This is a genomic window from Quadrisphaera sp. KR29, assembly GCF_052644995.1.
The window spans coordinates 13,688-32,670 of the sequence record NZ_JBQXXG010000024.1 but is presented as its reverse complement, the minus strand read 5'-3'; the positions used below and the strand labels follow the sequence as shown (position 1 = coordinate 32,670).

Sequence of the window (18,983 nt, the reverse complement as noted above, 5' to 3'; positions counted from 1 at the left end):
GCTCTACTGCCGTCGCTGCGAGAGGCCGGCGAAAGAGTGATTGGTCAGCTCGATCCGCTGCGCTGCGTCCCGCGCCGGTACGTTTCGCGAGTGCCCGCTCCGGTCATGGCCCGTCTGCGCGAGCAGACGTGCGCGCAGCGACGACGCAGTCGCTGTGGGGCAGGTGGGTATCTGCTTGCCCTGACTGCGCTGATGGTCGTCGGCCTGTTGAACCTGCCGTTGTCGGAGCCCTTGAACAGAGCTATCAGCTCCGGCTACGCGTTGATCGGCTTTGGAGGCACTGAAGCAGTCGCGGCCGGCGACACTGCATCCTCACCGCAGCCGAACATGCTCAAAGCTGGTGGCTCCTTCACCAACGCACCCGATCCGGCTTCCTCGGCCTCCTTGGTGCAGGCACCCCTGACGACCTTCGAGGAACCGACCGCTGATGCGTGGGGAGCCGCAGCAGCCGCCTCGTCCTCTGAGGTCACCGAGCCCTCCTCGAAGTACACCTGCGTCGACCACCGCTGCGTCGGCCTCGACACCCGAACCGCCGATGTGTCCCTGGTCTACCCATCGACTCTGACCACGCCAGCTCCCGGCGCTACAACTTCGTTGCTGCTGGTCGACCTCGTCACCGACGTCTTTCCTGACTGAGCTGCCGCGCCGGGATGTCCAACCCCGCCGGGAACTGACAGGCAGCGACTCATTGGATGCGGTGTCACACAAGGCCGCCCAGCGAGGCCGCTGGGAGGGCCGTCGCTGACACGCCTGGGGCAGGTCAGCGTGACGGAGCCGGCAGGTAGCGCTCTGCTGTCGAGCAGCCGCACCTGTTCGCAACGACGCCAGCCTGTGGTTGTTCACCGCGGGCCGTCCTAGGGCTGTCTCGCGACTGTCCCGCGCTCAGCCTGGGAAGAACCGTGCACGGCCGTCCGCACTCCCGAATGACGGCTGTGCGGGCGGGCACCAGCGGTGACACCACCTCCTGCAGGCCGCTCACTAGTTGACCGCGACGTCCCCGGTGAGCACTTCATCAGCACCGCCTGACCGACCCGCCGGTGACGGCGTCCCCGGTCGGTCTCGGCCCCCCACCACGACCCACGCCCGCGCTCATGGCGATCTTCGTCGCCGTAGCCGGGCTCGAAGGGAGCACCCATGCCTCAGACAGCTCCACCTGTGCAAGGCCAGCCAGCGACCAGGCACCGCAGCGCCTTTCGTCCCGACATCGAGGGCATGCGCGCTCTGGCGCTCGGGCTGGTGCTGCTCTACCAAGCCGGAGTGCCCGGGACCGCCGGCGGGCGGCTCGGTGTCGATGTCTTCTTCGCGATCTCCGGATTTCTGATCACCGGACTGTTGGTGCGGGAGGTTGAAACCTCCGGTCGGGTGGACCTGGCGCGCTTCTACGCCCGCCGGGCGCGGCGCATCCTTCCCAGCGCCGTGAGCGTCACCATCGCGGTCCTGCTCATCGTCGCCGTGGTCGCCCCGGCGACCTTGGCGCGCGTCGGCGTCGACGCAGTCGCGGCGAGCCTGCAGGCCGCCAACTGGCGCTACGTCCTAGCCGACGTGGCAGGTCTGAACCCGATCGGGGTGGGCAGTCCGCTGCTGCACTACTGGTCGTTGGCCGTTGAGGAGCAGTTCTACCTGGCCTGGCCGCCGCTGGTGATGCTGACCGCCTGGCTAGCTCACAAGCGCGGGGGCTCGGTGCGCCGTTGGCTGGCCGTGGTCGCTGGTGGACTGGCGCTGGTCTCCCTCAGCACCTCCATCATCCTGACGCCCCTGTCGGGAACCGTGGCCTACCTGTCCACGCCGACGCGCGCCTGGCAGCTGGCCGCCGGTGCGCTCCTGGCGCTTGCCGTCCCGGCTGTGCACGAGCTCATCCACAGATCCTGGTGGCCGGCCGCTGCGGCATGCGCGAGCACCACCGGCCTGCTGCTGATCGCGACGAGTGCTCAATGGACAGGCACGGTGGACTACCCAGGGTCAGCTGCCATCATCCCCACCTTGGGTGCCGTCGCCCTCATCGCCGGCGGCGCAGGAGCGCCAGGTCTGGCGCAGCGCATCCTGTCCTGGGCGCCCGTGCAAGCAGCCGGTCGACTGTCGTACGTGTGGTACCTCTGGCACCTGCCCGTGATCTACGTCGCCGAGGATGTAGGCATCCAGGGCTGGCCGCTGCTACTGACCCTGGAGATCGTGGTGGCCGGTTCGCTGGCATGGGTCACAGCTGTGGTGATCGAGCGACCGTGCCGCTTCGCGCCAGCATGGAGCACCAGCTCGCGCCGAGGACTCCTGCTAGGGGCCTGCTTCACCGGTGCAGGAGTGCTCGCTGGCGCCCTGGCCATCGCCGCCGCGTGAGGTCGACGCGTGCGCTGCAAGCGACGAGGCGGAGAAAGCACCGTGGCTGTGCCGCGGGCGGGGGCAGGCGGGGGGCGGGTGGGCGTTGTCGGCTCGAGGGCCCTCACGGGAGGGCGGTGCGCCGGCCTGGCCTACACCGACCGCACCTGCTTGCCCTTGAGGGCGTCCATGATCTGCGTCACCGTGCTGTCGGAGACGGCGCTGGCGCCGCCGACGACGATGACCTGACTGATGGCACGGCTACGCAGCCACTGCACGGTGGCACCAGGCAGGTCCCCGCGGGGCACCAGCAGTGTCAGGCGGCCGTGGGCTCCGGCGGAGATGGCGTCGGCGACGTTGGCCTGCTCACCCGAGGCGATGATGATCGTATGCGTTCCGGTCTTGCCCGACCACGCTGAAGCGATGGCCGTAGCGGTGCTGTAGCGGTCAGGGCCAGCGATGCGGACCAAGGACTTGGTCGTCAGGCCGACCTTGGCCAGCGCTGCAGCGGCGCTGTGTGGCGAGACGGACGCAGAGCCGCCCACCACGACGAGGGACTTCGGCTTCAGGCGCTGCAGGGCATCCAAAGTGACCTGCGGAGTCCCGCCGGCGCGGGTCAGCAGGATGGGACGCGCGGTCAGACCGGCCGGGCCCCCGACCGCCAGAGCGTCAATCATGTGCTCGGTCTCCCCCGAGGCCAGCACCGCGACGTCGTCGGTGCCCGCCTCAGCCATCTTCAGAGCCACCTGGGCCGCTGTGTCATACCGGTCGGTGCCTGCGATGCGGACCAGCTGGGTGACACCGCACGCGCGCAGCGCCTGCTCGACCCCTTCCCCCAAGGAGGAAGCACCACCGATGAGGTAGGCCGTGTTCGCTGCTCGTCGCTGCACCTCTCGGGCTACGACATCAGGCAGGTGGTCCCGCCTCGAGAGCAGGATCGGTGCTTGGCGTTGCACGGCCAGGGGTGCGGCCACCAAGCCGTCGACGAGGTGGTCGTCCTCCCCGGCCACGATGAGGACGGTGCGGCTGTCCGGGTAGATCTCCCGCGCCTGGGCGGCGCTGGTCTCATAGCGGTCACCACCGGCCAGCCGGGTCACTTCGGGGTCGACGTCCGCGTCCAGGTAGGACGAGACCGTGGAGCGGATCTGATCCATCTGGGCGTACAGGTGCTCACCGGGACATGCAGTGACCCCCACATCGCGGTGGCCGATGATCGTCGCTACGTCGACCACGGTCCCAGCGCCGTAGCGAGAGGTCCCCCCACCTTCGGAGACGAGCTGGGTCGTGGCGTTGGGGTCCACTCCGTGCAGTCCGAGCTTCCACGCCGTCACGCGGGCGACGCTGTCCACGATGGCCGGGGTAGCAGCTGCTGTCTCGTAGTTGCCGAGCACCGAGACACCGAAGGTGTCGGTGTTGAAGCCACCGGCGTGGGCACCTCGCACGGGCCGGTCGACGCCGCCGGCGCGCCCTTCGTAGATCGTGCCGAACCTGTCCACGAGGAAGTGGTAGCCGATGTCATCCCACCCCAGGCTTCGCGTGTGGTAGGCGTAAACGCTTCGGACCTCGCCTTGGGCCTCGGCTGGGCTCGTGTAGTCGTTGCTCCCGGCCGTGTGGTGGATGACGGCAGCCTTGATGGTGGCGTTGTAGTGGGGGACGTCATTGCGGTAGCTCTCATCTGCGCCCCACTGCGCGCGGGTGACGATCGCGGGCTGGTTGGTGAACGTCGTCGGCGCGACCCGGGCCGTGCCATCAGCTGTCCCCTCAGCTGTGCCGTGGGCTGTGGACTCGCCGGGGTCGATGAGCTCAAGACGCAGCCCGGCAGGTGCCGCGACCGTCTCGGAGGACACGCGTACCTGGACGGCGTCGCTGCTGGCCACTGCCAGCGGCTCTGTGCCCTCCCGCACCTGCGCCGAGGAAGCCTCCGACCTGGCTGGGGCGGTCTCCATCACCTCGAGCACCTGCCAGGCACTCCACTGCCCACCGCTGCGCACTCGCACCGCCAGCACCAGCTGGGCCCCCTGACGAGCAGCTGCCGGCCACGTCATGCCCAGCAGCCGAAACGATCGGACCTCGTGGGTGGCGCTGACCCACTTACCGCCCACATCAGCTCTCACCGTGGCCGCCAGCCCGCTCGAGCCCGCCACGCGCGAGGCGGTCATGTCCTGCACGTCGATCTGCTGGACCTGCGTCTGCGGCACCTGCATCTGCATCTGCGAGGGTGAGACCGCCTCAGCTGCGATCAGGCGCACCTGGCCCGTGCCGCCAGCCCGTGGGAGCTGCCCGTCGACCTGCGCCTCAGCACCCAGGCGTACGCGTCCCTCGCCGGCACAAGCAGCCAAGATCACTGTTCCGCCCAGCACGCCCGCGCCCGTGAGGAACGCCCGTCGACGGATCGCCCCGGCAGACGCACCAGGGTCACTCACCGTCACCCTCCTCCGCCTGGGCTCACCTCGTGGCTCATCATCGGTAGCCATGGGCCACCGGCAGTCAGCCCTTCGCAGCCTAGGAGCGCTCGCCCGACGAGCAGCGCAGACTCGCCGAAGGCGAGGACAGCAACAGCAGCGTGACCGGAACTCCTCCGCCCACCGATAGTTCGTTTCACGTCAACGCAATCAGTGATGGACCGGCGGCCAAGGCGGTCTCCGTCGTCTCGCGGAGCAAGCCCGCGCACGCGCCGAGCATGGCCTGGTCCACCCTGACCAGGCTCGCGCTGATCTTCCCCGACGCACCTCACTGAGAGGGACCACCGAACACGACAAAAGCGAAATGGGCTCGCGAGGTGACGATGCTGGACGCGCCAGCCTCGCGGCCGTCCGGTCGGGGTGGTCAGCGAGACACTGACCGGGCAGCGGTCGTCGACCGGGCACTGTTGTCGGGTGGCTAGCGCTCGACCTCGTCGAGGGCCACGGCCTCGGCACCTGCAGGCTTGGGCCGGTTCGTTAACGGCAAGACCCGAACCAGCACCACCATGACCACCAGCTCCACCAGTGTCTGGGTCACTACCACCAGCGGCGTCAGAGACTGCGACGCCGGCAACGCCAAGGCCAGTGGCAGCACCACCAGGGAGTTGCGGGTGACACCGCTGAACACCACCGCCCGACCCGAGGTCACGTCCAGACGCGCGAATCGCGCGACGACCAGGCCCAGCAGGACCATCGCCACCGCGAAGCCCACGTACAGCGGCACCAGCTCCATCAACCTCCCGAGTTGACCGCTGACCGCCCGCACCTGGGAGGCGATCACAACAGCCAAGGTGGCGAACATCAGCGGCACCATCGCCGCTAGCGTCACCTCCTGCAGCTGAGCGGCCCACCGCGCCCACCACGGCCGTCGACGGTCATCCTTGCCCTGGCTCTGAGTGCTTTGGCCTACCAGGACCTGGGTCAGCGCCGCTGCTGCCAGTGGCAGCACGATCAGCACCACGAGGGCGTGCGCGAAAGGGCCCACCTCCACGGCCCGGGCGGCCCGGGGACCGACCATCACCCACAGGTACACCGGAAGTAGCAGCGCCTGGGCGAGCATCAGCAGCGGCGCCGCCGCCAGCAGACGGTCTGCGGCTCCGCCGGCCAGGCGGGCGAAGACGATGACGTAGTCAATGCACGGGGAAAGCAGCACCAGCAGCACCCCGAACAGCACCGCCGGCTCATCGGCAACCACACGGCTGAGGGCGTACACGACCACGGGCACGAGGGCGAAGTTCAGCGCCAGCACGGTCAGGAGGAAGCGGGCGTCGGTGAAGGCGCGGCTGATAGCGGTGAAGGGGACCCCGAGGAAGGTGGCGTACAGCAGCAGCGCGATGACGGGGTTGATGGCCGCCTCGAGGTGGCGTGCACCGGGAATGAGCAGTCCAGTAGCCACTCCGGCGGCGATCCCGGCCAGGTAGATGGCGATCTGGTGGCGCTCCAGGCGCTCGGTGGTGGCGCTCAGCCGACTCATCAGTTCGGGCTCGAGGCGGTCGCATCGAGGTGCATGCGGTGGACCGTAAACGTTGGAGTCGACTCGAAGGTCAAGCTTTACGGTGGTGTGTGCGCATCTCCGAGGTCGTTCAGCGCAGCGGCGTTCCGGCGACGACGCTGCGCTACTACGAGGCGCTGGGCCTGGTGAGCTCGCGGCGCTCGGCCAACGGCTACCGCGACTACGACGAGGCGGTCTTCGAGCAACTGGGCTTCATCGCCTCGGCGAAGGCGCTGCGGCTGGAGCTGCCGCAGATCGCGGAGCTGTTGAGGCTGTCGCGCGAGGGCACATGCACCCAGGTCAAGCAGCGCCTGCATCCGGTGCTGGTGGCCGAGCTGAAGCGGGTGGAGGCTGCGCTGGAGGCGTTAGCGCTGTTGAGGGGGCAGCTGGTGGAGGCCGTCGAGCAAGTGGCTGGATGTCCGGACAGTGAGTCGGCGTGCCGTTCGGAGTGTGCGTTGGTGGTACTGCAACGTCCTGCCAGTGTCATATGACGACCGCTGTCCGCACACAGGCAAGCGCCGCGCCGAGGAGCCATCACAAGTGGTGATCGAGTCGCGTATAGCCCGCCCGGCGTTGGTGTCTCGCTTCGCTGCCCTCTACGGGCAGCGCGCAGTGTCAAGGCCAGCGTTCGTGACCGTATCCGGGCTGCGGGAAGTCACCGCGGAGACATCACGGGACCACCAACCGCCCCTCCCCCTGTTCCGGGCCGCTCTTTGGTGACAGACCACCGCCGGCGAGCCGCCCCAGCCGTCGTCGGGACGCGCCCCCGGCGCCGCGCTGTCCGCTCTGACACAGCGAAGGGCGCCGACTCACTCTCGAGCCGACGCCCCTCGCGCTCTCCTCAGGAAGTCGAGGCAGCCTGCCGGTCTAGGTCAAGGGGCAGCAGCTGCTCTGCGTCCAGCCACTGCTGAACCATCACCAGCCCCGGGGTCGCGTAGACAACCAGGATCTGCCAGCCGGCTTCCACGCGGCGGCGGTCGATGACGATGCCGGGGTAGTCGGCCTCAGTGGCCACGACCCAGACGAACGGGTTGCCGGGCGGACGCCGCTGCTTCAGCGACTCCTCTGCGGCAAGGCGAGCCTCTGCGTTGGCCGCGACCAACCACGCAGGCAGGGGCGCGCCCTTCTTCGCCATGCCTCCCGCCACGGGCGGCATGCTGCCCGCTCGGCCTGACAGTCAGCGCTGCTCATCTGCTGACTGGCGCTGCTTGAGCTGGGCCAGCAGCGCCTCCAGCTGAGTCACGAGCTGGTCGATGTCCGCGCCATCAGTCGGCGCCGCCGCGGCAGTTTCCAGGGCTTCGGTATCGACGTCGGCTCTACCCGTCGAAGTGGAAGTTGCCGACGAGGGGGCAGGGTTGTCGGCGCTGTGCACGTCATCCGGCGCTCCCGCTGAGCTCGGAGCCGTCGCCGCAGCCGGCTCCTCGGCGGGCTGCTCCACCTGCTCGGTTGTCTCTTGCAAGGCCTGGACGTAGGCCCGCGCTGACTCCGGCATCCGGCTGTCCTCGGTGTACAGCTGGAAGTTGCCGTCGTCCTGCGGGGCGTTGAAGAGGATTTCGTAGGTCAGCTGTCCGGGTCCGTCGCCTGCGTGCTCGGCGAACCAGTCGACCATGCCTTCCACGTAGGCCGGCTCGTCGCCCATCTCCGCGCGCCCGGACCACTCCGGTACCGCTAGCGGAACATCCCACTGCTCGGCCTGCTCGCTGTAGGCGTTCAGCCCGATGGGGATGCCGTCGTCGCCGCGGGCGTCGAGCTGGGCCTCGAAGTCTGCCTCGGAGGTGATGGTCGGCCAGCCGTTGTAGGTGTCCACGCCTAGGACGTCGGCCTGCCCGTCGCCGGGCCAGGTGGTGCGCCAGTCCAGGTCGGTCCCGCTGGAGGTGACGTTGACGCCGTAGACGAGCTGGGCGTCAGGGAAGACGTCTTGCTGGATCGCGCGGTAGCGGGCCCACGCGGCCTTGAAGTCCTCAGCGTCGGCGGGGGTGACCGACCAGTCCCAACCACCAAGGTTGAACTCGTGGAAGGGGCGGATGTAGGTGGTGCCCTTGCCGTCACGCAGCTCTGCCATGCGGGTCAGGGACTCCCGCCAGCGGTCCTCGTAGGCGCCGTCGGCGGCCGCAGCCCAGGTCTCGCCGTTCAGTAGGCCGCCAGGGGCGATGTCGATGGCGCCGTCGAAGTCGGCGACCTCCCCGCCGGGGGCGATGGAGTACAGCCGGGTCTGGTTGTCGCCCTGGTCGGCCCACGTGCCGACGATCTCCACGGGACTCCCGCGCCACTCCCCCAGCGCGCCGTCCGCAGCTCCGTCACCGGAGGCTCCCGACAGCCAGGACTGCCCGTCCCCCTGTGCCGAGGCGCCAACGCTCGGCGGAGACGAAGTCTCCGTCGTCGGCTCCACTGTCGACTCCGCCGGTGCCTCCGGGAAGGCGGGCGACGACGTCGTCGACGGGGACGGAAGGGGTGCCGCCGTCGCCGTGGCGGCAGCTGAGCCGTTGGGAGCCGGCGTCGTTGCGGCCAGAGCCACGCCGGTAGCGGAGCACAGAAACGTGAGGGCCCCGATGGTCACGAGCCCCGGCCGCGCTCGGCGAGTGGCGGGGATGGGTTGGCGGTGTTTGGACATGGCGGTGTCTCCCTCGTCGGGTCGGATGGGTCGGCCGTGGCGGTGGTGAGTGACGCCGGTGGGCCTCAGGCCGGGGCGTGAGAGCGGTGCGCGGTCCGCGCCACCGCCGGCTGCGTCACCGGCGGGGCCATGAGCGCTGCGGGGCGAGTGAGGAGGTCGAGGGCCCTCTCGCCGAGGGCGATGAGCGGGCCGATGCGTGGGTGGTCGAGCCGGTCGCTCTTGTGCCAGCTCTGCTTCGTCTCGTCGTGGTTCCACTGGGCGGTCAGCCAGCGCCGCTCGTCGACTTGGTCGCGGACGCAGGTACGGACGGCCTCGACGCTGTAGAGCAGCGTGGAGGTCTGGTCTGCGACGAGGTCGACGCGCTGGTGAGGGCCGCTAATCCCCTCCGGCAGAGAGAAGCCGAGGCCGCGCAGGCACTCGTTGACCTGCAAGAGCGGGCGCGGGTCGCTGGCTTCGATGGTGCCGATGTCCTTGCCTAGAGCGGGGATCGCGCCGCCTAGGGAGACCCGCAGCTCGTGCAGGCGTCGCCCGGCGTCGAAGGCGGTAAGCGACGCGGTCGTGCGCCACAGGGCGGCGCACTCATGCCCGAGAGCCGTCGCGATCCGCTGCTGCCCGCGCAGCACGAGGTGGAGGTGGGCCGGACTGACCGACGTGCCGGCGTCCAGGAGGGACATGAGCCTCGCCAGTCCGCGAGGCACCTCGGCGGGATGTCGCACAGGCAGGACGTCGAGACGCCGCCCGGGAACCTCGGCTCGCCAGGCGGGCAGGTCACCCTTGGCCAGGTGGCGGAGCGTGGCCTCGGCGCTGTGCCGCAGGCCGTGCACGGCGTGGTGGGTCAGCGCCTCGGCGACCTCGGTCCGACCGCTCGCAGCGGCGGCGATCGCGAGGCGCTGGTCGAGGTGGCTGACGCTCAGCGCCAGCACGGTGGCGTCGGCGACGACGGTCTTCACGGCCGGCCCTACGGGCTTGCTGAGACTGGTGTCCCACTGAGCCTGCACCAAGGTGGCCTGGGTGGCGATGCGCTCCCAGCGGTCGGCCGCTGAGCCGGCCTGCGCGAGGCGGGCGACATCCATCGGTGAGCGCGTGGCCTGCGGCATCGGGTAGCGGGCGAGGTGCCAGGCCAGTCCGTTGGCGGGCTTGGTCTCGGCGTCGAGCAGCGTCGGCCTGGTGCCTTCGCGCAGGCGGGTGCCCCAGAACAGCAGGTGGCGGGACAGGGCGACGACGGCGGCGCGGCCGTGCAGCGCGGCGTCGACGTCGAGTCCGTCCACAGCTGTGGGTGAGCACTGTGCGTAGAGCTGCGCGAGCTGGCCGGTGAGGTCGCCGAGGGTGTCGGCGACGTTCACGGCTGTCCGGCAGGCGCGTCGAGGGCGGAGGTCATCACCTCGAGCGCCCGCAAGCTTCGGGCTCGGGCCTGCGCGTCCTGGGCGGTGACCACGACGTTGACGAGGGCGCTCAGCGCCTCGTCGAGCAGGACGGCGCCGCGGGCGTCGACGTCCGCGGCGCCCACCGGTGCCTGCAGCGGCCAGACGTCGTCGAGGTGGGCGAGCGCGACCTCCGCGCGGACCCGCTCGCCCTCGTTGCGGGCGTGCTCGACGAGCGCGGTCAGGAGCTGTCGGGCGGCGATGAGCGCCGCTTCGGCGCTTGGGCCGTCCTCTCGCTCGGCGGTGTCGGGAGTGGTGGGCGTCGTCATGGCGGACCTCGTCTCTCCACAGGTGGGCAGGGCGAAGCGCGTCGTCCACAGGCAGTGGTGGTTGCTGGCGGAGGCGGCTCGAGGCGCGTGACATCGCCGTAGTGGCGATGTAGCGTCCGACTATCAACTCATGTAAACAAGGAGCCTGTCCAGTGACAACCACAGTGATGACGACGTGCGCCCCCGAGACCGGCGCGCCACCCGACCCGTCCCCCTCCGAGCGGCCAGCCACACCACGCACGGCCCCGCCGACGACCGACGTCGTACTGGTCAGCGCCCACGGCGGCAGCGGCGCCAGCACGCTGGCCGCACACCTGCCCGACACCTACCGCGAGGTCGCGCTGACCCCGGTCACCGTCAACGGCACCAACCACTGCGTGGTCGTCGCCGCGGCGACCGTGGACGGTGTCATCGCCGCCACCCACGCCGTGCGCCGGCTGACGAGCGTGTCCTCAGCGCCGGCCATCCACCTCGCCCTGGTGCGCGACGGGCTCGGCCACGAGCCCCTCGGGGCTCGAGCCCGAGTGCGAGCTCTCAGCGTCTTCGTCGCCTCCATCACCGAGGTGCCGCACGTGCAGCGCTGGCGGTACGAGGCCAACGAGCAGCGCACCCCCTCCCTCCAGTACGCCAAGGCCGTGGCACGACTCGTGGCCGCCGTCGAACCACCACCCGCCTCGACCAGTCGAGCTCGACGTCGCCAGCAGCAGAAGGAAGCCGTCTCGTGAGCTGGCTGCTGACCCTGGCCGTCCCCGACCCCGCTCCGGTCGCACCACCGGGCCTCGGCGAGGCGGTCAACACGCTGCTCGGTTGGCTGAAGTGGGGCGGCCTGGTCGCCGGCGTCGCCGGCCTCCTCATCTGCGCGATCATGATGATGATCGGCCGGCGCAACCGCTCCGCCGTCGCGGCTGACGGTGCCGCGGGCATCCCCTGGGTGCTCGGAGGCCTCACCGTCATCGCCTTCTCAGCAGCCATCGTCGGGGCGGTGGTCTGACGTGCCGACCCCGCTCGTGCCACCACCACGGCGCACACCCGGCGACCGCCTCATGACGACGACGCCCCAACCGCGCCCCTCCGACCCCGCACGACGCCGGAGCCGCCGGCGGCGAACGCAGATCGCGATCCTTGCCGTCATCGCCGTCGTCTTCCCCGCGACCGCGCTGTCGGCCTGGACGGTGCTGCATGACGGCGAGGGACGGGACCGGACCCCGCCCGTCGTAGCCGAGGAGACCACTCCCGGCCCACCGGGAGAGTCCCCGGCACCTTCCCCGATGACCGACCTCGCTTGGGTCGACCACCAGGGCACCCCGCTCCCGGCCTCGGCAACCGCCGGACCGACCAGACAGGAAGGTCCGCTCGACGTCGGGTACACCGACGACGACCTGGGCGCGGTCCTCGCGGCAGTCCACATCTCCTACGCCGCTGGACCGTCGGCAGGGTCAGCGACGTTCCGGCCCGCTCTGCAGACCCAGGTCACGGGCCCGGCGCAGCAGGCGCTGAGCATCGCCGTCGAGAAGGACTACGCCGAAGCCCGCGTCGCCGCCGGACTTCGCGACGGCCAGGCGCTGCCCGCCGGTGACGCGACTCTGCTCGGCTACCGCGTCGAGCAGCTGCCCCAGGGCAACCGCCACGTCCAGCTCGTGCTGACCTCCTCAGCAGCCGACGGCGCTCGCCAGGTCTTCAGCGTCGACGCCATCATGACGTGGCAGGACGACGACTGGCGCCTGCTGGCCCCCGGTGCCGGGACCTGGAACAGCGTCGTGACCCAGCTGACCGACGTCCCCTCGGACCTCACGATCTTCGACCCCGCCCAGCCCACGACGGGCGGTGACGACTGATGCCGTGCGACGTCCTGGACCCCGCCAGCTGCGTCGTCGGCGCGGTGGCGGACGCCGCCACGGCCAGCCTCGGCAACTCCTTCGCCGACGCCATGCGCGAGGGCGCCACCTGGGTCATCAAGACGACGATCGGCTGGTGGGTCGAGGTACCCGCTATCGACGTCACCAACTCCCCCGCCCTGGCGATCCGCGACGACGTCTGGTGGCTCTCCCTGGTCATCGCCGCCGCCGGCGTGTCATGGCAGGGCCTACGCATGGCGATCACCCACCGCCTGGACCCGCTCCTCGACATCGGCCGCGGACTCGTCACCCTGGCGCTGTGGGCCGCAGTCGGCATCACCGGCTCTGCTCTGGCGCTGCGCGCCGGGGACGACTTCTCCTCCTGGGTGCTCGACCGCGCCGCCAGCGGGCGGGTCGTTGAGCGCCTCGTGGCCCTGGCCGGGCTTCAGGGCATCAACTCCGCCGGGGCCGCCATCGTCATCGGGCTGCTCGTCATGCTCGCCGGGCTCATCCAGGCGGTGCTGATGATGTTCCGCGAAGGCGCCATCGTCGTCCTGGCCGGGCTGCTCGTGCTCGCCGCAGCCGGCAACGTCACCGGCTACGGCCGCCCCTGGTTGGGCAGGGTGCTCGCCTGGATGCTGGCGCTGATCGCCTACAAGCCGGTCGCCGCGCTCGTGTACGCCGTCGCACTGCGCATGACCGCCGGGCCGGAGGGCTCGCTGCAGAACGGCGGCGACCCGCGCACCGTCATCGTGGGCCTGTCGATGATCGTCATGAGCGTCGTGGCTCTGCCCGTGCTGATGCGCTTCTTCAGCTGGGCCACCGGTGACGGCGGTGGTCCAAGCCGTGGTCTGTCGACGACGCTGTCGCTGGCCGCTGCCGGGGCGCAGGGAGTCTCGGCGCTGCGCGGTGCGGGCTCTGGCTCCGGTGGTGACGCGGGGGCCCACGCCACGCAGATGAAGTCCGACCTGGGCCCGGCAGCGACGTCGGCCTACGCGCCACCCGGCAGCTCGGGCGGCGGGGCGGGCGGCGCGGCCAGCGGCGCCGCCTCAACCACCGCTGCGTCGTCCACGGCGTCCGGTGCCAGCGCTGGTGCTGCCTCCACGGCGGCGAGCGGCTCTTCGGCAACTGCTGCCGCCGGAGCCGGTGCAGCAGGAGGCGTCGCCGGTGCAGGCGTCGCCGCCGCCAAGGGCGCCTACGACGCGACCGTCGCTGCGAGCCACACCGCTGGCGGCGCCATGACCACGACGTCTGCAGGAGATAACCGATGAGCACGACCACCGCCACGCGCCCGCACACGACGGCCTCGATGTCAGCGGTCCAGTCACCACGCACCTACGGCGGCTGGCGGCGCACCCGCGGCATCGGCCTGTTCGGTCTCGGCGCCGTCGCCACCGCCATCGTCCTGGCCTGCATCGTGCTGCCCCTGCTGGCGCTCAGCGCCTCCGTGCGAGCCGGGCTCGTCGTCGCGCTGCCCTGCGCCCTCGTCGCGGCGCTGACGGTGGCGCGCTTCGACGGCGCCCCGCTGACTGACGTCGTGCTGCGCCGCGGGCAGTTCGCCTGGGCGCGGATGCGCGGGTACACCAGCCTGCGCTCAGGCGTCGTCGTCGAGCATCCCTCCGCCTGGCAGCTGCCCGGCGCCCTGGCCACCACGCGGCTGCTGTCGGTCGCCGACGGCCGCGGCGGGCAGTTCGGGCTGGTGCACGACGAGCGCACCGGCATGCTCACCGCCACGCTGCGCTGCGCGTCATCCTCGACCTGGCTGGTCGACAGCGAGGCCGCCGACGGCTGGGTCGCCTCCTGGCATTCCTGGCTGGCCTCGCGAGGCTTCGACCCGCTCGTCGCCTGGGTCGCCGTCACCGTCGACACCGCACCCGAGCCGGGCTCGACGCTGGCCCGCAACGTCGCTTCCCGTCTGCACCCGGAGGCACCCGCCGACGTCCTGGCGCTGCTGCGCGAGCTGATCCTGCGCTCCCCCGCTGCGGCCGCCGACGTCGACACCCGCGTCTCCATCACCTTCGACCCCTCCCGCGCCGGAGAGCGTCTGCCTGACCTCGCCGACCGCACCGCCGAGGTCGCCCGGGCCCTGACCGGCATGGAGGCCGCGCTCGGGGAGTGCGGCGTCACCGTCCTCGGCCGGGCCAGCGCCGCTGAGCTCGCCGGTACGGTGCGCACCGCCTTCGACCCCGCCAGCCGCGGTGACGTCAACGCCCTGCTCGACGACGCTCTCCCCTCCTCCTCCGGCGCGGGCACCTGCCCTCTGCTCTCCTGGGGCGAGGCCGGCCCGGTGGCCGCCGAGGACGGCTGGGGCGCCTACCGCCACGACTCCGGCACCTCGGTGTCCTGGGCCTGGCACGAGGCACCCCGCCAGCAGGTCACCGCCAACGTGCTCACCCGGCTTCTCTCCCCGGGGCGGTTCCCGCGCCGAGTCACGCTGCTGTTCCGCCCGCTCCCTGCCGGTGCAGCGGCTCGCGTGCTGGAGAGCCAGGTCAACGCCGCGGCCTTCCGCGACGCCTACCGCCGCAGCCAGGGCCGCGACGCCACCGCCCGCGACATCGCCGACCGGGAGCGCGCTGTGGCAGCGGCCCGCGAGGAAGCCCTCGGTGCAGGGGTCGTGCTGATGAGCCTGTACGTCACGACGACGGTCCTGGACGGCGACGACGACACCGCGCTCGCCGCAGCGATCGCCGACACCGAGGCCCGCGCCGACCAGTCCAAGGTCCGCCTGCGCCGGCTGTGGGGCTCCCAGGCCCTCGGCTTCGCCACCACGCTGCCCGCGGGGCTGCACCCCGCGCACGTCGCCGGGCGGGTGCTCGCGTGAGCCGCGCGTCGTCGTCCTCACGTCCTGCGGGCCGGACCAACCGAGCCGCGCGTACCGCGGCTCGCGTCGAGCTTCCCGACGTGGTCGCCCCCGCCTGGGGCTGGCGCGACCGCGGCGCCGGACGGCTCGCCCACGCCGGAGTCGCCCCGGAGTACCAGGCCACCACCGTGCAGGCCTGCGGCCTGTTCCCCTTCGTCGCGGGCTCCGGGGCGCCGTCGGTCGGGGTGCCCTTCGGGCGCCACATGATGTGGGGCGAGGTCGTCTGCCTAGACCCCTTCGCCTGGCTCGAGGCCGGGCTGGTGACCAACCGCGGGCTGACGCTGCTCGGGCAGCCCGGTACGGGCAAGTCCGCTGCGCTGAAGCGCCTGGCCCGCGGGCTCATGGCCTTCGGCGTGCGGCCCCTGTTCCTGGGCGACCTGAAGCCGGACTACTCCGCCGTCGTCGAGGCCGCTGGTGGGCAGGTCATCCGCGTCGGGCGCGGCCTGGACCGCATCAATCCCCTAGACGCCGGACCGCTCGGGTCGGCCCTCAGCCAGCTCAGCGGTGAGGCTGCCGAGCGGCTGCGCATGGAGGTCCGCGGCCGGCGGCTCTCGGCGACCCTCGCGCTGTGCTCGCTGGTGCGCCGCCACGGCGGGATGACCAACGGCGAGGAGGTCGTCCTGGGCGCGGCCGTCGACCTGCTCACCGACCGCAAGCCCCGCGGCCGACTCCCCGCGGGGATGACCGCCGCTCAGCGCCGTGGGATGTCCCCGACCATCCCTGAGGTGCTCAAGGTCGTCCGAGAGGGACCGGACCGGCTCGTGGCCGCCGCCGAGCTGGACGACCACGACGCCTACCGCGCCGAGACCAAGGAACTGCGCCAGACGTTGGCGCTGCTGTGCGAGGGCTCCCTCAAGGGCGTGTTCGACGGGCCGACGACGCAGCCCATCGACTTGGAGGCGCCAGCGGTCAGCGTCGACATCTCTGCGGTCGCTGCCTCGGGGGACACCCTGGTGGCCGCGGCGATGCTGTCGACCTGGTCCTACGGCTTTGCCGTCATCGACGCCTCCACCGCGCTGGCCGAGGCAGGGCTGGCGCCGCGGCGAAAGTACTTCGCCGTCATGGACGAGCTGTGGCGCGCGCTGCGCGGAGCACCCGGGCTGGTCGACCATGCCGACGCCCTCACCCGCGTCTACCGGGGCCGCGATGTCGCGCACGCGATGGCGACGCACTCCCTGGACGACCTGTCGGCGCTGCCGACCGAGGAGGACCGGGCCAAGGCCCGCGGGTTCGTCGAGCGCAATGCCGTGACCGTGCTGGCGGGGCTGCCGCCGCGGGAGCTGGACGCGGTCTCGGCGGTGGTGCCGCTGTCGGACAAGGAGCGGCAGATGGTCGCGTCCTGGTCGGCGCCGGAATCCTGGCAGGCCGGCGCCCGTCACCCCGGGCGGGGGAAGTACCTCATCAAGACCGGGCAGCGGGTCGGCATCCCCGTGGAGTTGGAGTTCGTCGGCGACGAGGCCCGGTTGTACGACACCGACAGCGCCGTCCGACCCACCGGCAGGACGACGTCGGTCGGCGAGCCGGCGCTCTTCGAGTGAGGCGCTGATGGGTCGGGTGTTGGAGCCCCGTGGTGTTGCAGCGCCCGGGCTGGGACTGCCGATAGCGATGCTGGGCGTGGTTTGGGGCGTCGTCGGGCTGACCTGGCTGGTGCGGCTGGCCGGGACGACGGCGTCCTGGCTCGCCGGAAACGGGTGGGCCTCGCCGCCGTTCGGCGTCGACTTCGTGCGGCTCCTAGCTGGCGATGGCGTCGAGGCGGTGTGGCCGGGGACACCGATCTGGGCTGTTGTCGTCCTGGCCCTCCTCCTGGTCGCCGTCGTGACGGCTGCGGGGTGTGCGCTAACTGTCTTGGGGCGGCGGGTGCTCGCACCCGTCGCTGGACTCGCGCAGGCGCACCAGGTTGCGCCGCTCACCCCCGCTTCCGCGAAAGAGCGGGCTCGACGTCTGCGCCGGTCACTGGCGGAGCAGTCGGACCGTGACGTCGCTGCCAACGACGTCGGCCTTGCGCTCGGGGTCCTGATGCCGCGCGGCCCCCGGCTTCGGGCTTCGTGGGAGGACGTGCTGCTGGCGGTGATGGCGCCCCGGGCCGGCAAGACGACGACGCTGACGGTGCCAATCGTGCGCAACGCTCCCGGACCGGTGCTGGCGACCTCGATCAAGCCGGACCTGTGGGAGGCCACCGAAGCGGAGCGCGCTGCCTCGACCGGGGAGCAAGTGTGGGTCTTCGACCCGCAGGGCGTCACCGGGCAGCCGCAGGCGATGTGGTGGGACCCGCTGCGTGGGGTCACGAGCGTCGAGGAGGCAACCCGGCTCGCGGGGCACTTCATCACCGAGATCCGCGGCGACAAGGACGGTCGCGACTTCTGGTCCAGCGCCGCCCACGACCTCCTCGCCAACCTCCTGCTGGCAGCCGCGCTGTCGGAGCGGTTGCTGCCGGAGGTCTACGAGTGGCTCACCGAGCCAGCCGTCCCGACCGCGGCGGCGCTGCTTCGTGCTCACGGCCACCACGCGGCAGCTGCTGCGGTCGTCGGGCGACAGAACGGGGCAGTGGAGACCCGCGACGGCGTCTACGAGACGGCGCGCACCGCTGCCTCGGCTCTGCGGGACCCGGTCATCATGCGGTGGCTGGTGCCGCCGTGGATTAGTGGCGCGACGGGGTGCGACGAGCTCGACACTGCAGCGTTTGTCACGTCACGGCAGACGCTGCACCTGCTGTCGAAGAACGGCGCTGGCACCGCCGCACCGCTGGTGGCGGCGTTGGTGGACCGGCTCATGCAGGACGGCATCCGCGCCGCGGAGCGCTCCCCCGGGACGCGGCTCGATCCGCCGCTGGTCGTGGTCTTGGATGAGGCGGCGAACATCTGCAAGATCCCCGACCTGCCTGACCTGTACTCCCACCTGGGGTCGCGCGGCGTGGTGCCGTTGACGGTGCTGCAGTCCTACCGCCAGGGCGTCCGCGTCTGGGGCGAGGCCGGCATGGACTCGCTGTGGTCGGCGGCCACGGTGAAGCTGGTCGGCGCCGGCATCGACGACGCTAGGTTCGCCGAGGACGTCAGCCGCCTGGTGGGCGAGCACGACGTCGCCGTGCGCTCCTACGCCGACGGCAGCGGGGACGGTCGGCAGCGGGCCTCGCGATCGGTGACGACGTCCCTGCGGCGGCAGCGACTCCTCCCACCCGAGGACCTTCGCGCGATGCCCAAGGGGACGGCGCTACTGCTGGCCACGGGTCTACGCGTTGCGCAGGTGCGCCTTGAGCCCTTTTACGAGACGCCACTTCGCCGAGGCGACCGATGGCCGGTATGAGAAGTGAGAGGTGGTACGGCGAGGTCGACTCCCGGTTAGCGCGCCTGGAGCTGCGAGCCGATGAAGCCGAGCTCGTCAACCTAGGTGTCGACAACGGGACAAGAGCTAGAACGATCGACGAGAAGGACTACCCCAACCTGGACACGTGGGTTCACGACTACTTCTGCGCCACCTTCTTCCGCCCCCTGGGCGGAGAGTTCCGGTGGTGCTCTCAGTGGCGAGCGCATCGAGAGGCTGTAGTTCGGCTGGAGGCTCTGTGGCGTTCATGGAGGGCCCTCAGCCGCGACCCATCCCTCGGCATCTCCACATGGCTTCAGCAGTTCCTAGACCCGCAACTGCTTATCATATTGGGGCCCAGAGGCCCTTTTGCCTCATGCAACGAGAAGCGTCACTTGGATCCTACGCAACCCACATAAGCCGCAC

The 18,983-nt window shown here is 71.1% G+C and carries 17 protein-coding genes; 11 read left to right on the top strand and 6 right to left on the bottom strand.

Annotation, left to right across the window (positions count from 1 at the left end):
• The first annotated feature begins 90 nt into the window (after positions 1 to 90).
• Entirely contained in the window at positions 91 to 636 is a 546-nt protein-coding gene (locus ACUN9U_RS16765) for a hypothetical protein (RefSeq protein WP_147928090.1), read from the top strand.
• A gap of 576 nt (positions 637 to 1,212) precedes the next feature.
• Entirely contained in the window at positions 1,213 to 2,331 is a 1,119-nt protein-coding gene (locus tag ACUN9U_RS16760) for an acyltransferase family protein (RefSeq protein ID WP_445486150.1), read from the top strand.
• Between the two features lie 131 nt (positions 2,332 to 2,462).
• Here ACUN9U_RS16760 and ACUN9U_RS16755 read toward each other — a convergent pair whose 3' ends face one another.
• Together ACUN9U_RS16755 and ACUN9U_RS16750 are read right to left on the bottom strand one after the other, a co-directional pair.
• On the bottom strand, positions 2,463 to 4,733 hold the full coding sequence (locus tag ACUN9U_RS16755) for a cell wall-binding repeat-containing protein (protein ID WP_445486149.1): 2,271 nt from the start codon (positions 4,731 to 4,733) through the stop codon (positions 2,463 to 2,465).
• A 457-nt stretch (positions 4,734 to 5,190) separates the two neighbouring features.
• Entirely contained in the window at positions 5,191 to 6,237 is a 1,047-nt protein-coding gene (locus ACUN9U_RS16750) for an arsenic resistance protein (RefSeq protein WP_439653575.1), read from the bottom strand.
• A gap of 98 nt (positions 6,238 to 6,335) precedes the next feature.
• On the opposite strand from ACUN9U_RS16750, the gene ACUN9U_RS16745 reads away from it, so the two are divergent.
• On the top strand, positions 6,336 to 6,755 hold the full coding sequence (locus tag ACUN9U_RS16745; RefSeq protein ID WP_139713898.1) for a MerR family transcriptional regulator: 420 nt from the start codon (positions 6,336 to 6,338) through the stop codon (positions 6,753 to 6,755).
• A 350-nt stretch (positions 6,756 to 7,105) separates the two neighbouring features.
• Here ACUN9U_RS16745 and ACUN9U_RS16740 read toward each other — a convergent pair whose 3' ends face one another.
• The 4 genes from ACUN9U_RS16740 to ACUN9U_RS16725 form a co-directional block, all read right to left on the bottom strand.
• Complete coding sequence (locus ACUN9U_RS16740) at positions 7,106 to 7,411, bottom strand: hypothetical protein (protein WP_445486148.1); 306 nt, start codon at positions 7,409 to 7,411, stop codon at positions 7,106 to 7,108.
• Between the two features lie 30 nt (positions 7,412 to 7,441).
• Positions 7,442 to 8,653, bottom strand: a complete 1,212-nt coding sequence (locus ACUN9U_RS16735; RefSeq protein ID WP_445486147.1) for a hypothetical protein — start codon at positions 8,651 to 8,653, stop codon at positions 7,442 to 7,444.
• Positions 8,654 to 8,940: 287 nt separating this feature from the next.
• Positions 8,941 to 10,218 carry a hypothetical protein gene (locus ACUN9U_RS16730; protein WP_445486146.1) on the bottom strand — a complete coding sequence of 426 codons (1,278 nt, stop codon included), beginning with the start codon at positions 10,216 to 10,218 and terminating at the stop codon, positions 8,941 to 8,943.
• A complete protein-coding gene (locus tag ACUN9U_RS16725) occupies positions 10,215 to 10,565 on the bottom strand; it encodes a hypothetical protein (protein ID WP_445486145.1) in 351 nt (116 codons plus the stop codon). The genes ACUN9U_RS16730 and ACUN9U_RS16725 overlap by 4 nt, the downstream gene beginning before the upstream one ends.
• A gap of 152 nt (positions 10,566 to 10,717) precedes the next feature.
• Here ACUN9U_RS16725 and ACUN9U_RS16720 point away from each other — a divergent pair, with 152 nt between their 5' ends.
• From ACUN9U_RS16720 to ACUN9U_RS16685, 8 genes are all read left to right on the top strand, one after another.
• The gene (locus ACUN9U_RS16720) at positions 10,718 to 11,290 is read left to right on the top strand and encodes a hypothetical protein (protein WP_445486144.1); all 573 of its coding nucleotides are present in this window, start codon (positions 10,718 to 10,720) and stop codon (positions 11,288 to 11,290) included.
• Positions 11,287 to 11,556, top strand: coding sequence for a hypothetical protein (locus ACUN9U_RS16715; RefSeq protein WP_445486143.1), 270 nt, complete (start codon positions 11,287 to 11,289; stop codon positions 11,554 to 11,556). The genes ACUN9U_RS16720 and ACUN9U_RS16715 overlap by 4 nt, the downstream gene beginning before the upstream one ends.
• 277 nt (positions 11,557 to 11,833) lie before the next feature.
• On the top strand, positions 11,834 to 12,400 hold the full coding sequence (locus ACUN9U_RS16710) for a hypothetical protein (RefSeq protein WP_445486142.1): 567 nt from the start codon (positions 11,834 to 11,836) through the stop codon (positions 12,398 to 12,400).
• Complete coding sequence (locus tag ACUN9U_RS16705) at positions 12,400 to 13,671, top strand: hypothetical protein (protein ID WP_445486141.1); 1,272 nt, start codon at positions 12,400 to 12,402, stop codon at positions 13,669 to 13,671. Before ACUN9U_RS16710 ends, ACUN9U_RS16705 begins: the two co-directional genes overlap by 1 nt.
• Positions 13,668 to 15,221, top strand: a complete 1,554-nt coding sequence (locus ACUN9U_RS16700) for an SCO6880 family protein (protein ID WP_445486140.1) — start codon at positions 13,668 to 13,670, stop codon at positions 15,219 to 15,221. The genes ACUN9U_RS16705 and ACUN9U_RS16700 overlap by 4 nt, the downstream gene beginning before the upstream one ends.
• An 80-nt stretch (positions 15,222 to 15,301) precedes the next feature.
• Positions 15,302 to 16,798 (top strand): hypothetical protein, encoded by a 1,497-nt coding sequence (locus tag ACUN9U_RS16695; protein WP_445486139.1) that lies wholly within the window; start codon positions 15,302 to 15,304, stop codon positions 16,796 to 16,798.
• A gap of 76 nt (positions 16,799 to 16,874) precedes the next feature.
• The gene (locus ACUN9U_RS16690; RefSeq protein WP_445486138.1) at positions 16,875 to 18,560 is read left to right on the top strand and encodes a type IV secretory system conjugative DNA transfer family protein; all 1,686 of its coding nucleotides are present in this window, start codon (positions 16,875 to 16,877) and stop codon (positions 18,558 to 18,560) included.
• Positions 18,548 to 18,976: a DUF4913 domain-containing protein gene (locus ACUN9U_RS16685; RefSeq protein WP_445486137.1), complete on the top strand. Its 429-nt coding sequence runs from the start codon at positions 18,548 to 18,550 to the stop codon at positions 18,974 to 18,976. The genes ACUN9U_RS16690 and ACUN9U_RS16685 overlap by 13 nt, the downstream gene beginning before the upstream one ends.
• The last annotated feature ends 7 nt before the right edge of the window (positions 18,977 to 18,983 follow it).

Excerpts from the sequence above, each read along its gene's own strand:
- ACUN9U_RS16685 (WP_445486137.1), top strand. The coding sequence starts at position 18,548 with ATGGCCGGTATGAGAAGTGAGAGGTGGTACGGCGAGGTCGACTCCCGG.
- ACUN9U_RS16705 (WP_445486141.1), top strand. The coding sequence starts at position 12,400 with ATGCCGTGCGACGTCCTGGACCCCGCCAGCTGCGTCGTCGGCGCGGTG.
- ACUN9U_RS16700 (WP_445486140.1), top strand. The coding sequence starts at position 13,668 with ATGAGCACGACCACCGCCACGCGCCCGCACACGACGGCCTCGATGTCA.
- ACUN9U_RS16725 (WP_445486145.1), bottom strand. The coding sequence starts at position 10,565 with ATGACGACGCCCACCACTCCCGACACCGCCGAGCGAGAGGACGGCCCA.
- ACUN9U_RS16760 (WP_445486150.1), top strand. The coding sequence starts at position 1,213 with ATGCGCGCTCTGGCGCTCGGGCTGGTGCTGCTCTACCAAGCCGGAGTG.
- ACUN9U_RS16710 (WP_445486142.1), top strand. The coding sequence starts at position 11,834 with ATGACCGACCTCGCTTGGGTCGACCACCAGGGCACCCCGCTCCCGGCC.